At 69.4% G+C, this 14,059-nt stretch carries 16 protein-coding genes and 1 pseudogene; 9 read left to right on the top strand and 8 right to left on the bottom strand.

Features of this window, described 5'->3' with window-relative positions; translation table 11 throughout:
* On the top strand, window positions 1-620 hold a 620-nt coding region (locus ACJ73U_RS30280; protein WP_407781139.1), incomplete at its 5' end, for an endonuclease/exonuclease/phosphatase family protein.
* Here ACJ73U_RS30280 and ACJ73U_RS30275 read toward each other — a convergent pair.
* Window positions 617-814, bottom strand: coding sequence for a hypothetical protein (locus ACJ73U_RS30275; RefSeq protein ID WP_407781138.1), 198 nt, complete (start codon window positions 812-814; stop codon window positions 617-619). The two genes, ACJ73U_RS30280 and ACJ73U_RS30275, sit on opposite strands and share 4 nt — an antisense overlap.
* Before the next feature lie 224 nt (window positions 815-1,038).
* Here ACJ73U_RS30275 and ACJ73U_RS30270 point away from each other — a divergent pair, with 224 nt between their 5' ends.
* Complete coding sequence (locus ACJ73U_RS30270; RefSeq protein ID WP_407781137.1) at window positions 1,039-1,449, top strand: hypothetical protein; 411 nt, start codon at window positions 1,039-1,041, stop codon at window positions 1,447-1,449.
* 46 nt (window positions 1,450-1,495) lie between these two features.
* Here the strand turns inward: ACJ73U_RS30270 and ligD are convergent, their stop codons facing one another.
* Window positions 1,496-2,545: a non-homologous end-joining DNA ligase gene (gene ligD, locus ACJ73U_RS30265; RefSeq protein WP_407781136.1), complete on the bottom strand. Its 1,050-nt coding sequence runs from the start codon at window positions 2,543-2,545 to the stop codon at window positions 1,496-1,498.
* Between the two features lie 299 nt (window positions 2,546-2,844).
* On the opposite strand from ligD, the gene hisS reads away from it, so the two are divergent.
* The 3 genes from hisS (at window position 2,845) to msrB (ending at window position 5,002) form a co-directional block, all read left to right on the top strand.
* Entirely contained in the window at window positions 2,845-4,104 is a 1,260-nt protein-coding gene (hisS, locus tag ACJ73U_RS30260) for a histidine--tRNA ligase (protein WP_407781140.1), read from the top strand.
* Between the two features lie 18 nt (window positions 4,105-4,122).
* Window positions 4,123-4,431: a hypothetical protein gene (locus tag ACJ73U_RS30255; protein ID WP_407781135.1), complete on the top strand. Its 309-nt coding sequence runs from the start codon at window positions 4,123-4,125 to the stop codon at window positions 4,429-4,431.
* Window positions 4,432-4,585: 154 nt separating this feature from the next.
* A complete protein-coding gene (gene msrB / locus ACJ73U_RS30250; protein ID WP_407781134.1) occupies window positions 4,586-5,002 on the top strand; it encodes a peptide-methionine (R)-S-oxide reductase MsrB in 417 nt (138 codons plus the stop codon).
* 171 nt (window positions 5,003-5,173) lie between these two features.
* Here msrB and ACJ73U_RS30245 read toward each other — a convergent pair whose 3' ends face one another.
* Window positions 5,174-5,947 (bottom strand): maleylpyruvate isomerase family mycothiol-dependent enzyme, encoded by a 774-nt coding sequence (locus ACJ73U_RS30245; protein WP_407781133.1) that lies wholly within the window; start codon window positions 5,945-5,947, stop codon window positions 5,174-5,176.
* A 148-nt stretch (window positions 5,948-6,095) separates the two neighbouring features.
* Window positions 6,096-6,755: a TetR/AcrR family transcriptional regulator gene (locus tag ACJ73U_RS30240; RefSeq protein WP_407781132.1), complete on the bottom strand. Its 660-nt coding sequence runs from the start codon at window positions 6,753-6,755 to the stop codon at window positions 6,096-6,098.
* Between the two features lie 48 nt (window positions 6,756-6,803).
* Here ACJ73U_RS30240 and ACJ73U_RS30235 point away from each other — a divergent pair, with 48 nt between their 5' ends.
* Window positions 6,804-7,724, top strand: coding sequence for an SAM-dependent methyltransferase (locus ACJ73U_RS30235; protein WP_407781131.1), 921 nt, complete (start codon window positions 6,804-6,806; stop codon window positions 7,722-7,724).
* Window positions 7,725-7,945: 221 nt separating this feature from the next.
* Here ACJ73U_RS30235 and ACJ73U_RS30230 read toward each other — a convergent pair whose 3' ends face one another.
* Window positions 7,946-9,343 (bottom strand): alpha/beta hydrolase, encoded by a 1,398-nt coding sequence (locus tag ACJ73U_RS30230; protein ID WP_407781130.1) that lies wholly within the window; start codon window positions 9,341-9,343, stop codon window positions 7,946-7,948.
* 43 nt (window positions 9,344-9,386) lie between these two features.
* On the opposite strand from ACJ73U_RS30230, the gene ACJ73U_RS30225 reads away from it, so the two are divergent.
* The gene (locus tag ACJ73U_RS30225) at window positions 9,387-9,866 is read left to right on the top strand and encodes a MarR family winged helix-turn-helix transcriptional regulator (RefSeq protein ID WP_407781129.1); all 480 of its coding nucleotides are present in this window, start codon (window positions 9,387-9,389) and stop codon (window positions 9,864-9,866) included.
* Between the two features lie 62 nt (window positions 9,867-9,928).
* Here the strand turns inward: ACJ73U_RS30225 and ACJ73U_RS30220 are convergent, their stop codons facing one another.
* Together ACJ73U_RS30220 and ACJ73U_RS30215 are read right to left on the bottom strand one after the other, a co-directional pair.
* Window positions 9,929-10,609, bottom strand: coding sequence for a hypothetical protein (locus ACJ73U_RS30220; RefSeq protein ID WP_407781128.1), 681 nt, complete (start codon window positions 10,607-10,609; stop codon window positions 9,929-9,931).
* Window positions 10,610-10,720: 111 nt separating this feature from the next.
* Window positions 10,721-11,623, bottom strand: a complete 903-nt coding sequence (locus ACJ73U_RS30215) for a LysR family transcriptional regulator (RefSeq protein WP_407781127.1) — start codon at window positions 11,621-11,623, stop codon at window positions 10,721-10,723.
* 277 nt (window positions 11,624-11,900) lie between these two features.
* On the opposite strand from ACJ73U_RS30215, the gene ACJ73U_RS30210 reads away from it, so the two are divergent.
* Together ACJ73U_RS30210 and ACJ73U_RS30205 are read left to right on the top strand one after the other, a co-directional pair.
* Window positions 11,901-12,653, top strand: a complete 753-nt coding sequence (locus ACJ73U_RS30210; protein WP_407781126.1) for an SDR family NAD(P)-dependent oxidoreductase — start codon at window positions 11,901-11,903, stop codon at window positions 12,651-12,653.
* 422 nt (window positions 12,654-13,075) lie between these two features.
* On the top strand, window positions 13,076-13,300 hold the full coding sequence (locus tag ACJ73U_RS30205) for a hypothetical protein (protein ID WP_407781125.1): 225 nt from the start codon (window positions 13,076-13,078) through the stop codon (window positions 13,298-13,300).
* Window positions 13,301-13,494: 194 nt separating this feature from the next.
* Here ACJ73U_RS30205 and ACJ73U_RS30200 read toward each other — a convergent pair.
* Window positions 13,495-14,059, bottom strand: a pseudogene (locus ACJ73U_RS30200) (MFS transporter); the annotation flags it as partial.

The following is a 14,059-nucleotide window of genomic DNA, read 5'->3' as shown; positions in this document are numbered from 1 at the left end:
TGGCCCTGCAGGAGGTCGACGTGCACTGGGCCGCGCGGAGCGAGTTCCGCGACCAGGCCCACGCACTGGCCCGCCTGCTGCGGATGCGGGTCTTCTTCGCGCCGATCTACGACCTCGACCCGCTCACGCCCGGCCAGCCGCGCCGGCAGTACGGAGTGGCGATCCTGAGCCGGTTTCCCCTACGGCGCACGGAGAACCACGAGATCACCCGGCTGTCCACACAGGACCCTAACCCTGTGCCGGCGCCCGCTCCCGGCTTCGCGGAGGCCGTCGTCGTGGCGAGGGGCGTGGCGGTACACGTGTATGCCACGCACCTGGACTACCGCCCGGACTCGGCGGTACGCGCGGCGCAGGTCGCGGACATGCTGCGGATCATGTCGCGGGGCCCGACGCTGCTGCTCGGCGACTTCAACGCGCAACCGGACGCGCCGGAGCTGGCCCCGCTGTGGGACCGGCTGACCGCGGCGCCGACCGGACTCACCTATCCCGCCGACGTACCGGCGCAGCGGATCGACTACGTGACCTTCTCGCGCGGGATCCGGGCGCGCACGGCGACGGTCCCGGAGACGCTCGCCTCCGACCACCGGCCGGTGCTGGCCGAGCTGGCGGTGGCCCGCTAGTCCTTTTCCCGGACGCGGTACTCGCAGCCGTACTCGACCGCGTAGCAGAGGTCGTAGTGGTGCACGATCTTCGGGCCCTCGTGCAGGTGCACGTGGGTCACGGTGTCCTTCGGCTGCTCCGGCAGGTCGGGCAGGGTGTCGACACGCCCATCGAGTGGACCACCCACATAGCGCACGACGTACTGCTGCGTCACCACGACCTCCTTTCCGTGCCCGTCCTCTCGATGTTTCCTTGCCAGCGGGTTCAAATCAACCACGACGGTCGCACGCAGCTGGAAACATGAGTAGCAGCACATGTTCACCGCATTGGATGTCGCGAGGCCGTAACGGTTTCGACAATCATGGCGACGCCAGTTCAGCTCGCCGAAGGGAGCGGCACGTGCCGACGTCACAGCCCAGGTGGCCACTGTGGCCATGGGTGGTGCTGACCTTGTCCGGGGTGGCCGTCACGGTCGTCGCGGCGGTCGTCGGCACGGCGGCCAGCTCGGAAGAGGTGGCCACCACGCCGTCACCCGCACGGGTGACGGTCACCGCCACGGAGTTCCGGACCACGACCGTCCACGTCACGGTCACCGTGCCACCCCCACCCGCCGTCCTGGAGACGGCCCTGCTCGACGGCCTGCACCGGGTCGGGCCCGAGGTCGCGCCGGGCATCTACCAGACCACGGGACCGAGCGGCACCAACGCGGGCGGCTGCTACTGGACCAGGACCGACAACGCCGGCGGCCTCATCGCCAACGGCGTGATCACCGGCCCCGGCACCCTCACGATCAGGGCGAACGAACTGGTCGAGACGGCGGGCTGCCAACCCTGGCAGAAGGTCGGCTGACGCCCTGCAGGACGTCCGAGGGCGCCCCTTCGACTCGGCACCGCGTTCAGTCGTGGCGGGCGCGGGAGGGCTGGACGCGCTTGGGCTCACCGGCCATCTTCGGGTACTCGGGCGGGTACGGCAGGTCGCCCTCGCCGTTGGCCTCGTCGCGGTCGACCAGCTCCAGCAGGGGTGCCAGCGAGTACGCCTTGGTCGCGACCGCCGCGTGCAGGTCGCCCACCTCGGCGAACCGGTCCGGCATGGTCCGCACGGTGAAGTCGGCCGGGGTGACGTCCGCCAGCTCGTCCCAGGTCAGCGGCGCCGAGACCTGCGCGCGGGGCGTCGGGCGGACCGAGTAGGCGCAGGCGATGGTGCGGTCGCGGGCCATCTGGTTGAAGTCGATGAAGATCCGCTCGCCGCGCTCCTCCTTCCACCAGCTCATCGTCACCTCGTCGGGTCGGCGGCGGGCCAGCTCACGGCCGAGCGCGATCACCGCCCGCCTGGCCTCGACGAACGTCCAGCGCGGCTCGATCGGCACGTACACGTGCAGGCCGCGGCCCCCGGAGGTCTTCGGGAAGCCGTCCATGCCCAGCTCGGCGAGCAGGTCACGCAGCACGTACGCGACGCGCGCGGCGTCGTGGAAGTCCGTGCCCGGCTGCGGGTCGAGGTCGATGCGCAGCTGGTCGGGGTGGTCGACCTCCGTACGGCGGACCGGCCACGGGTGGAACGTCAGCGTGCCGAGGTTGACCGCCCACACGACCACCGCGAGCGAGGTCGGGCAGACCTCGTCGGCGGGCCGGCCGCTGGGGAACGTGATGCGCGCGGTCTCGACGAAGTCGGGCGCGCCCTTCGGAGCCCGCTTCTGGTAGAACGCGTCGCCCCGGTTGTCCGCCCGGGTGGACAGCCTGGCGCCCTCGAACACCCCGCCCGGCCAGCGTTCGAGCGTCGTCGGGCGGTCGCGGAGCGCGCCGAGGATGCCGTCGCCGACCGACAGGAAGTACCGGACGACGTCGGACTTGGTGATGCCCAGCTCCGGGAAGTACGGCTTGTCCGGGTTCGACACCCGGACCGCGTGCCCCTCCACCTCGAACTCTGTCGAACTGGTCGCTGCGCTCATCCGCCCGGCCGCCTCCTTCCCTCATCGCACGCTCGACGCTCGTCCCTCGCTCCCGAGCGCACTCCTCGGTCAGTCCGGCGGAGGGCTCCTTCGCTCCGCTCCCGAGTCGAACTGGTCGCTGCGCTCATCCGCCCGGCCGCCTCCTTCCCTCATCGCACGCTCGACGCTCGTCCCTCGCTCCCGAGCGCACTCCTCGGTCAGTCCGGCGGAGGGCTCCTCCGCACCGCTCCCGAGTCGACTCGGCCACCCGGGCCAGCCTAATGCGCTGGACCAGGCCAAGTAGCGTAATGGGGGTGAAGATGGACCTGACCCCCGCGAGGGGGACCCGTGACCTGCTGCCCTCGACCGTCGCCGTGCGTGACCATGTCCTGGCGCGGATCACGGAGGTCTACCGCCGGTACGGCTACCAGCGCATCGAGACCCCGGCGCTGGAGAACATCGAGCGCCTGCGCGGCCGCGACGGCGGCGAGAACCAGAAGCTGATCTACGAGGTCCTGCGCCGCGGCCTCGAGCCGACGGTCGCCGCGGACACGCCGCTGTCCGACCTCGTCGACCTCGGGTTGCGCTTCGACCTGACCGTGCCGCTGTCCCGGTTCTACGGCGCCAACCGCGCGTCGCTCCCCCAGCCGTTCCGGTCGTTCCAGTTCGGACCGGTGTGGCGGGCCGAACGGCCGGCACGGGGCCGGTACCGGCAGTTCAACCAGTGCGACATCGACATCCTCGGCGAGCCCAGCGTGCTGGCCGAGGTGGAGCTGATCGAGGCGACGTCCGCCGCGTTGGCCGCCGCCGGGATCGAGGGCACGACCGTGCGGGTGTCGGACCGCCGGTTCCTGTCCGCGGTGGCGGAGCACTCGGGAGCGCCGACCGAGTCCTGGGACGGCCTGTTCATCGCGCTGGACAAGCTGGACAAGATCGGCTGGGACGGCGTGCGCAAGGAGCTGGCGGACCGCGTCGGGCTGGCGGCGCAGGTCATCGACCGGCTCGCCGAGACCATCACCAGCGTGCAGGGCCTCGACGCCGCCAAGCTGGCCGACCAGTTGGCCGGCGCGCTGCCCAACCTGGGCGACGAGGTGCTGTCGGACCTGTCGATCACGGCCGAGGGCCTGCCCGACGGCGTCAGCTGGGAGTTCGACCCGACGCTGGTCCGCGGCATGGGGTACTACACGGGCCAGATCTTCGAGATCACGCACCCGGCGTCCGGCGGCTCGGTCGCGGGCGGCGGGCGCTACGACAAGCTGATCGGCCGGTTCCTGGGCACGGACGTCGCGGCGTGCGGGTTCTCGATCGGGTTCGAGCGGATCGTGGACCTGCTGGCCGTCGCGCCGGAACGCGAGGCCGTCGCGGTGCTGTACGAGTCCGACACGCCGCTGACCACCGTGCTCGAGGTGGCGAGGACGCTGCGTGCCGACGGACGGTCGGTGTCACCCGTGCGGCGGTCGGGGAAGTTCGGCGCCCAGCTCGGCCGGCTCACGGAGTGGGGCTTCACGTCGTTCGTGCACCTCCGCGCGGACGCGACCGAACCGGGCGAGGAACGCCGCCTCGGCGACAAGGCCCCGTAGAGGAGTTACGGTGGTGCCATGGCGACCACGTCGTCCTACCCCGACGACCCGTCGGAGCGGATCGAAGACGAGCTGATCGGCCTCGATCCCGACGACCCCGAGACGAGGGCGTTCCGCGCCCACCTGGAGCGCCAGCACCGCGTGCGGCCCAGCTACACCGTCGAGGGTTACCTGTCGGACGTGAGCGACTTCGCCGACTCCGCCAACCGGCTGGGCGGGCACCGCAAGCTGATGGCCGGGATCCTGGCCGTCCTGATCCTGCTCGGCGTGACCGTCACCGCGTGGGACGCGCTGGTGTTCGTCCTGACCACGTTGTTCACCCCCTGACACGGAACGAGCCCCGGCCGAGGTGGCCGGGGCACGCCGGTGTTCGGTTCTTGCCGGTGATCCTTTCCAATGCCGGAGCCGCGACGGTGTGCCCAAGTTGCGCGTGATAGGCGCAACTTTTCTGCGCGTGCCCAGAACGCGTACCGTGGACGTCATGGAAACCGACCGGTCCCCGCGTGTGGTGAAGTCCGAGCAGGAGTGGCGTCAGCAGCTGACGCCGGAGGAGTACGCGGTGCTGCGGCAGGCCGGCACCGAGCGCCCGTGGACCGGCGAGTACACCGACACCAAGACCGAGGGCGTCTACGAGTGCCGTGCGTGCGGCGCGGAGCTCTTCCGCAGCGACACCAAGTTCGAGTCACACTGTGGGTGGCCCAGCTTCTTCAGCCCCCTGGCCGGCGACGCCGTCATCCTCCGCGAGGACCGGTCCCTTGGCGCGACCCGCGTCGAGGTCCTGTGCGCCAACTGCCACTCCCACCTGGGCCACGTCTTCGAGGGCGAGGGCTACGACACCCCCACAGACCAGCGCTACTGCATCAACTCGATCTCACTGCGCCTCGTGCCCAAGGAGTGACACCGCGCCCGGCAAAGGATCAGAAAGGCGAAGCGGTCACCCCGGTGGCGGCCGAAAGCGTGGGTAGGGGCCGAACCAGCTCGACAGGTCCGCCAGCGGCATCTCCAGGTCCCGCACATGCCGCATAGAGCGCTCGCTGCGACGACCTATCGCTGGCTCAACTGATTTTCGTCAGAAGCCGGGGAACACGCGGCGCAGGTCGTCGAGCGTGACGCTGCCGTCGATGGTGACGCCCTTGTCGAACGGGGCCTTCAGACGCCCGCTGGTCAGCCGGACGAACCCTTCCGCCGGCCCGTTGAACGTCGCGGAAGGTGACTCGAGGTGGTCCACCACGGTGACCGCGTCGTCGATCACCAGACCGCCGCCAGGGATCGCGACGGACACCGGGTCCGTGAGCTCGGCCGGCTTGGCGAGGAAGTTCAACATGAAGCCCAAGGGGCCGGCCAGGAGGTCGACGAGCACCGCGGCCGAGTCGGCGTCCACTCCGGCGTGTGGGTCGAAGGCCACCCGCACGTCCCACGAGTGGTTGGCCACCTCGTTGAGCCGCATGGCCAGGGCGGTCAGCAACGGGACCGGCTCCGGCAGGAACCCGAGGTCGACGGTCAACGACGAGCGCTGCTCGGGCGTGAGCGCCTCGACCGTTTCGAGCCAACGGCCGTTGTACTCCAGGAAGCCCTCGGCCTGCGCGCGCGGCGCGGATGCGTCCCAACGAGCCCAGATCGTCTGGTTGTCCTCACCCGCCACGGTCTCGCCGACGGCCCGAGCGATCGGCGCGCGACCGATCTCCGCACCGCTGCCCAGGTGGGAAAGGACCTGGGCGACAGTCCACTCCGCAGCCCCGCTGCCAACGGCCAACTGGTCGTCGTCAAGGCTGCGAACGAGACCGGCGAGCATGTCGTGCTCACGGCGGAGGGCAGTGACCGTACGGTCCACGAGTTGACTCATGCCACGCTCAACTCCCGAACGGACGCATCTGTTCCGCTGATCGATGCCGCTCTGGCCCGCCCCTCGAATCGGCCAGGTGCCTCCACCACCGAACGCATCGGCGGTCGCGGGCAACACGCGCTCATGTCGACGGGCGTTCGACCCTCGGTCACCATGCGATCTCGCCTGTTGGTTCGTGTCGAGGTGCCGACACCGCAGACGTCAGTCGCGGCACTGCTGGCGGCGGCGTGGGCGCTGGTGAGGCTTGGCACGCTTGGATCATGAGTGCGGCAAAGCGCCGGGAAGCCGCGCTTCGTGCTGCCGGTGCACTCGCGTGGATGCCGCCGTTGGCCGTGATCATGAGGATGAGGTCATCCAGGACGACGTCGGGGCGCAGGTGGCCGGTGTCCTTGGCGCGGCGGATCAGTTCGGCTGCGGAGGTCAGCGAGGACGTGCGGATCGCGGCGAAGTCCATCGCGCGTGGGAAGGTGGACTTGAAGGCCGTGGTGAAGCCGTGGTCGTGTGCTTGCAGCTCACAGAGCTGCTCGACCACGAGGCGGAAGCCGTGCCAGGGATCGGGATCGGCGAGCCCGCCGTCCAGGATGGATCGCCATGCGCGCATCTGGTCGGTGAACGCCTCGGCGGCCAGCATCTGCTTGGTCGGGAAATGGCGGTAGATGGTCGCGGGCCCGACCTCGGCGCGTCGGGCGATCTCCCGGATCGGCACGCCCAGCCCATCGGTCACGAACACCGCGCGGGCCGCGTCGAGGATGCGGCCGCGGTTGTCCCGGGCGTCGGAACGCGGGTTGCGAGGCAAACGAGCGGTCACCACTCTCACTTTAGTTAAGCGGATGGTGGTGTCCGCTACGGTCTGCTGATGGCTTCCACCAGGCACGACGGAGACACCTGGGATCTGGCGTCCAGCGTCGGCGCGACGGCCACCATGGCCGCGGCGGCCCGGGCGATAGCGACCCGCGCGGATCGTTCGCTCATCGACGACCCGTTCGCCGCACCGCTCGTCCGGGCGGTCGGCGTCGACCTCCTCACCCGGCTCGCGACCGGCGAAGTGTCCCCCGACGATGTGGTCGGGCAGGTGGCGATCGACGGGGCCACGGTACGTACCAAGTTCTACGACGAGTTCTTCCTCGACGCGACGAGCGCGGGCATCACGCAGGTCGTGATCCTGGCCTCGGGGCTGGATTCCCGCGCTTATCGACTGCCCTGGCCAACCGGGACCGTGGTGTATGAGGTCGACCAGCCGCAGGTCATCGAATTCAAGACCCGCACCCTGGCCGAGTTGGGCGCCACGCCCACCGCCGACCGGAGAGTGGCCGCGGTCGATCTGCGCGACGACTGGCCCACCGCACTGCGCACCGTCGGCTTCGACCCGGGCCAGCCGACCGCGTGGAGCGCCGAAGGCCTGCTGAGCTACCTGCCGCCCGAAGCACAGGACCGCCTGCTGGACACCATCACCGAACTCAGCGCGCCGGGAAGCCGAGTGGCCACCGAAAGCAGACCCAACCCGCAACCGGGCGACGAGGACAAGACGAAGGAACGCCTGGACCGCATCTCCGAACGCTGGCGTGCGCAGGGTTTCGACACCGACATGACAAGGCTGCGTTATTTCGGCGAGCGCAATGAAGCGGCTCCCTACCTGACCGACCGCGGCTGGACACTGAACGAAATCAGCGTCCGAGACCTGTTGGCCGCCAACGATCTTCCACCCATCAAGGACGACTACCTGCGCATGGCCGACGTGCTCCACGTCAGCGGCACCCTCAACAAGACCACGAAATAACAGCTAACTCACACAACGACCGACACGGCACGCGGGATCGTCGAAGGACCCAGAACCTCCCAACCGTACTGTCTCGCCATCGGCCGCTTCGCGTTGACCATTTAGTCTGCGGCGGCGAGTCTTCTTCGGCGGGGCCGACTTCTCATGGGGGCCACCGACAGCGCGGGTCGTGCGGTGTCTGTCGGGGACAAGCTGATGAGATCACGATCAACCCTGACGCTTCAACCTCTGTAGTCGCGGCATTCCGCTTCGGCCGGTAGTGCGCCGGTCGCCAGGTAGGTGTCGATTGCGTCTGCCGCGCATGGTGCGTTGTCCAGCGCGCCGTGTCCGGCAACGGGTGCGATCAGCAGGGAAGACCCGGCGATCCGTGCGTTGAGGTCGGCTGCCCATGCCGACGGGTTGATGGGATCGTCGTCCGTTGCGGTGACGAGTATGGGGGAGGCCGGGGTGAGACGGCCGGGTAGCCGTTCGGCCAGGCTCGGTCCGTCCGGCCAGCCTGTGCAGGACATCAAGGCGTCCCAGTGCAGTGAGATGCCACCGGTGTGCGGAGCCAGTGCGCGGACCTGCCGGGCGAGGGCGGCCAGCTGGGCGGGGTTGCTCGGGTGGTCGGCGCATGTCTGGGCGTGGCCGGCCGTGTAGTCGGGTTCGGTGTAGGTCAGGGCGACGTACGGCACGAGCTCGCCGGCGTCGCCTTCGCGCGCTGCGGCGAGCGCGTGGGCGACGCCGGGCCATGCGACCGGGTAGCCGAGCAGGAACTGGCCGACGGCGATGCGTACCTCGTCGCCGGTCAGGCCGGGCACGCCGCGCGTGACGACCTCGTCGAGCACAGCCGGGACGTCCTCGCCGGCCAGTGGACACCGGCCGGGCGCACCGGAGCACCAGGCGGCGAACCGGGTGAACGCGGTCTCCTCGGCGTGCGCCACGTCGAGCACTCGCCGTGGGGCCGGCAGGAACGGGTCGACGGCGGTGTCCAGCGCGATCCGGCCGGTGTGCGCCGGGTGGCGAGCGGCGTACACCACCCCCAGTTCGGCGCCGGTCGCCTGGCCGAGGAAGTCCAGCCGGGGCGCGCCGAGGGCTGCGCGGACGGTTTCGAGGTCGTCGGCCTGCTCGGCGAGACCGGTGTGGGCGATCAGCGGACCGGTGGCGGCGGCGCAGCGGAGGTACACCGAAGCGCCGTGCACGGTGATCCGGGCGGTGTCCCCCGGAGTAGCAGGCAGTTCGGGGAGCGCGGGGTCGTGCGCGGGCATCGGGCAGCGCACGGATGTACTCCTGCCGAGCCCACGGGGGTCGACCAGGACGATGTCGTGGGTGCGGTGGGTCTGGGGCAGCCGGGCCAGGTAGTTGTCGCCGTGCCGTAGGAAGAAGTCGATCTGGCTGCCACCGTAGCCGTCGATCTCCTGCGAGTCGGCGAGCACGGGTCCCTGAGAGGCTCCCGTGGAAGGTATCCGCATCAGCGCGAGCGTCACTCCGCCGGCGGCGAGTGTGGCGCATTCCGCGTGGTACTTCGCGGCCACCGGTTGCGGACAGGGTGCCCAGCCGATGCCCGGTGTGGCGGTCGCGGGCGCGGGGACCGCAGTGAGCACGAGCGCGGTCACGGCGACGGTGATCTCTCGACGCATGACACCTCCATAATGTTTGATGATCAAACATTACACTGGAGACATGCCCGATCGCGAGGCGCTGACAACCGCACTCGGCGCGGCCATGGCCGACCTCCAGGCCGCCATCGACGCCGACGACCAAGCGCTGGCCGACCGCCTCAGCGTGCACCGAACCGACCTGCGCTGCCTGGACCTGGTGTTCCGGCACGGCCCGCTGCCCGCCGGCCAGCTGGCGCGGATGCTCGGGCTGACACCCGGCTCGGTGACAGCACTAGTGGACCGGCTGGTCACGGCCGGCTACGTGCGCAGGGCACCGGACCCGACGCACGGCAGGCGGGTGCTGGTCATACCGACCGAGCAGGCCGCCCGGATCGTCACCGACCTACTGCGGGACCGGCTGGCCGAGGCACATGCGGAACTCGCGGACTTCAGCGATGCGGAACTCGACGCCATCGTGCGGTTCCTGCACTCGGCGATCGACCGGCACGAACGAGCCGCGGCCCGCCTGCGCGGCACGAGCCGACCGGACAAGCATCGATGACCGGCCGGCCACGGAACATGGACGCTCTCATGCCGCGAAGCCGACCTTGTCTCGGTCTGAGTTCAGGCCAGTGCGCGGACGAGGCCGCGCAGCCAGTCGTCGTAAGCGCTGCTGACGTGCACGCGCTCAGGAACCAGGAACGTGGACTGCCCAACCGAGCGGATCTGCCGGTCGTGGACCGGCAACACGATGATCCGCGCCGAGAACGGCGCGGCCTTGTGACCGATCTCGGCCTCCACCGCCGCTACGGCCGCCCCTTCCCGCCCGGGCCCGCGGCCACGTGCCGCCAGGAACACATCGATCCCCGCCCTCTTGCGAGCAGACTGCCAGGCCTGAGCCTCGGTCCACCGTGCGCTGGCCACATCCCGCAGCGCCGGATAACCGGCAAGGCCATCGAAGTCCGGAGGGCCCAACCTGGTCAACTCAGCCAGATCCGGCGGCCCCGCCGACGTGGCGAGCGCGCTCCGCCACCACCACAGCCACCCCTCGACCAACCCCTCACCCGAGGCAAGAGACGGCCTGGGCACCGGGGCGACGTCCGGAGGACCGGTCACCGACCCACCTACGGGCACCTCGATCCGCTCCGCGGCCCGAAACCACAGGACACACTCCAACAGCTCATCCCACTGGTCGATGCTCAACGACCACGACTCCGTACCGGCAAACCGCACGCTCACCCCCGGCTCATCGGCAGCAGCCACGAACATAATCTTCTGCCGATGACAGTACGTTGGCCCGACCACGTGGTGTCGCTACCGTCGGGTCCGAAGAGCGAGGACGAGCGTCAGTGTGCCTGCGCTCATTCGGTTTGTTTGCAGACGCTCCTCGACCCCAACGAGGCCGTGCGGCAGCGCTCAACGCTTGGCCGCGCTGACGCCGGTGCTCGACCAGTCCTGCTGGCTCAGCTGGTCCAGCAAGGCCATTTCGGCCCGACCCGGTGAGCGACGAACGCCCGCGATCACCGGCTCCGAGAGGGCGGGGCTGAGGGGGCGGGTCAAGCGTTCGAAGCCATCGGGGATCGCGGAGAACGGCGCGATGGTGACGCCGAGGCCTTCCGCGGCGAGCCGCACCGCGGTGGAGATCTGGGTGGCCCGGCCGACAGTGCGCGGGGCGAGGCCGCAGTCGGCGAGCAGGCGCGCCAGATACTCGTCGAGCTTGCTGGTGCGGCGGAAGCGCACCCATCCCTCGTGAGCGAGATCTTCGAGGAGGAGCGGCTTGTCCCGGCGAAGAAGCGGGTGGCCCTCCGGTAGCACGGCGACGTAGGACTCCCTGCCCAGCGTGTGGATGTCGAAGGTGCATCCGGACGGGATCTCGTGCACCAGGACCATGTCGAGCGTGCCCTGGCGCGAGAGCCGTTCCATGTCCGTGGGGTCGGGCTCCTCGTGGATCGTCACCTCCAGGTGGGGATGACGGCGGCGCAGCTCGCCGAGTGCACGCGGCAGCCGGCGAGTCCCGAGTCCCAGGTAGACAGCGATGATTAGCTCGCCCGTCAAGTCGGCGTCGGCGGAGCGGGCGGCGGTGAGCGCGCGCCGGGACGCGGTGGTGGCGACCTCAGCCTCCGCCAGGAAGGCCCGGCCCGCCGCCGTCGGCAGCATTCCCTGCGGGGTTCGCGTGAACAGGCGCACCCCGACCTGCTTCTCCAAGGTACCGATCTGCTGGGACAGCGACGGCTGCGCCATCCCCAGCCGCTCAGCCGCCGCTGTGACGCTGCCCTCCTCGGCCACAGTCAGCGCGTACTCGTACTGCCGCAAGTTCATCCGGAGCCACCTCGCCGCATAGGAATCTTGTATGTGAATCATAGCAAGCAACTCTTTGCGCCTATGTCGGCGCGTGCGTACCTTCGGGACTGCACAGCTCATCCAGGGGAAAACGGAGAATGAACGCGTCTCGCCAACAACGATCTCGCCGAGACCATCAGAAGTGAAAACGGGCACCTCGACGTGCCATTTCAATTGCTACAACGACGCAGTTACCTGCTCGCCTGAAACAACGTTCGCTGTACTAGAGCTGTACTAGAAAGGCCAGAAGACAGCCATGAGTTCGACAAGGAAGAATGTCCTGATCACCGGAGCAGGATCACGGGGAGGAATCGGCTCCGCAATTGCGCACGCGTTCGCGCGCGACGGGGCCATGGTTCTGATCACGGGACGGCACCAGGAGCGCGGGGACGGCGTCGTCGCCGACATCATCGCGGCGGGTGGTGAGGCCCGCTTCATCCTCGCCAACCTCAGCGACTCCGCTGACGTCGACAGGCTCATCAAGGAGGCTGGTGACGTCGACGTCCTTGTCAACAACGCGGCGAGCTACCGGGACAGCGTCAGGCCGAGCCTGGACCAGAACCTCGACGCGAACGCTGAGTCCTGGGATGTCAACATCCGGGCAGCCTTCGCCCTGACGGCAGGCTTCGCCCGAGGGATGGCCGCCCGCGGCGGCGGTGCTGTCATCAACATCAGCAGCATCGCCGGAGCGCGCCACATGCCCTACATGTCCACCTATGGCGCGCAGAAGGCCGCGATCGAGTCCTACACCAGGTCATGGGCCACCGAGTGGGGTCCTGACAACGTCCGGGTCAACTCTGTCGCGCCGGGCACGGTGTCGAGCGAGAACGTCACCGAGTTCATGGGCGCCGAGGCGTTCCAGACAATGGCCGAAAGCAACCCGCTCGGCCGTCTCGGCACGCCGGAGGAGATCGCCGAGGTCGTTGTTTTCGTCGCGAGCGACCGCGCGAGTTTCCTGACCGGCCAGACCATCGTCGTGGACGGCGGCCGAATGGCAAGGGCGGTCTGACGCCTCGGACCAAGAACGAACCGGATGGCCGTGCTCGCCCGGCTGGTGCGATCTCAGGGCGCGCCGCGCCGCGCACTGAGACCACCATACTTACGCCTTGTCCTGCGGATTTTCACGTGAGGTGGAGGGCGATGCAGGCCAGATGATCTCGGCTCGGTGGTAGGCGGCCCGTTTCGCGAACCGGGTGGCCAGGTCGAGAATCTGCTCGAGCCGGTTGAAACACCGCTCGACCACGTTACGGAGCTTGTAAAGATCGGGGTCGAAGGCCGGTGGCAGGAGGCCACCGGCCGAACCCTCAGCTTCTGCCGAGAGGATGGTGTTGAGTCCTTTCCGGGAAGCTCACTGGTCGGTGGACCAGGTGCCTAAGGCGGCGATGACGGCTTCGATGAGGGTGGAGTCGGTCGGAGCGCATCGACGACCTCGTGCCCCCGCTGCTACGCCCCATACGCACACTCATCCGCCGCAGCCTGCTCACCCCCGCCGAAGGAGCGAAACCCGCAACACGCCTCGCGACCGACCCCGCCATGGCCGGCGTCACCGGCCGCTACTTCAGCCGTGACACGGAATCAAGCGCTCCCCCGGTGTCCCACGACCCCACCACCCAGCAGAAACTCCTCGCACTGAGCCAGACCCACTTCGTCGCCTGACGACGACCTGACAATCCGCAGCTGATCTAGGCTCTCCATCACCAGCCAACAGTTCGCGGCAGCCCCACCTCCGGAACGCACTCTCATACACAGGTGCCAGGGCGTTGAGGCTGGCGAACGCGCTCGTGGCAGCCGGGGGAGCGCACAGGGTGGCGACGGCGGATCACTGACAGTCTCGCGTTCGAGGGCACCTCTCACCCGTGACTGAGGGTCTTCTCGACAGACGGCGCCGGCAGCGGTGTCCGTAGGCCGGGTGCCAGTGTCAGCGTGACCGCGACCGACGCCGCGGCCATCACCGTCATCGCGACGGCTGGGGAGCTCTGTTGCGCGACCGCGCCGGCGATGGCCGCGCCGACGCCCTGCATCGTGAGCATTCCGGAGCTGTGCAGGCCGAGTGCGTGCCCGCTCAGCTCGTCCGGGGTCAGCGCCATCAACCGCTCCTGTAGGAGCAGTGTCGCCGAGTAGCCGACCGACGCCAGCACTGTCGCGGCCAGGGCCACCGGCAGCGGCGGGTACAGCGCGAACACCAGGTACGGCGCGGCGAGCAGCAGCCGCAGCGGCGGCCCCAGCCGGCGACGCCAGCCCGCCGGGACGAACCGGCCGGTCACCGTGTCCCCGACCAGCATGCCGAACGCCGCGAACGCGAACAGCAGCCCCGCATCCGACGGCGCGTACGGCACGAACAGCGACTCACAGCCCACGACCAACCCGTTCGGCACCCACATCCCCAGGTACACGTACCGCCGCGGCACCGACGAC

It is taken from the genome of Actinophytocola sp. (assembly GCF_045807065.1).
Classification (GTDB): Bacteria; Actinomycetota; Actinomycetes; order Mycobacteriales; family Pseudonocardiaceae; genus Actinophytocola.
This window is presented reverse-complemented; position numbering and strand designations above follow the sequence as displayed.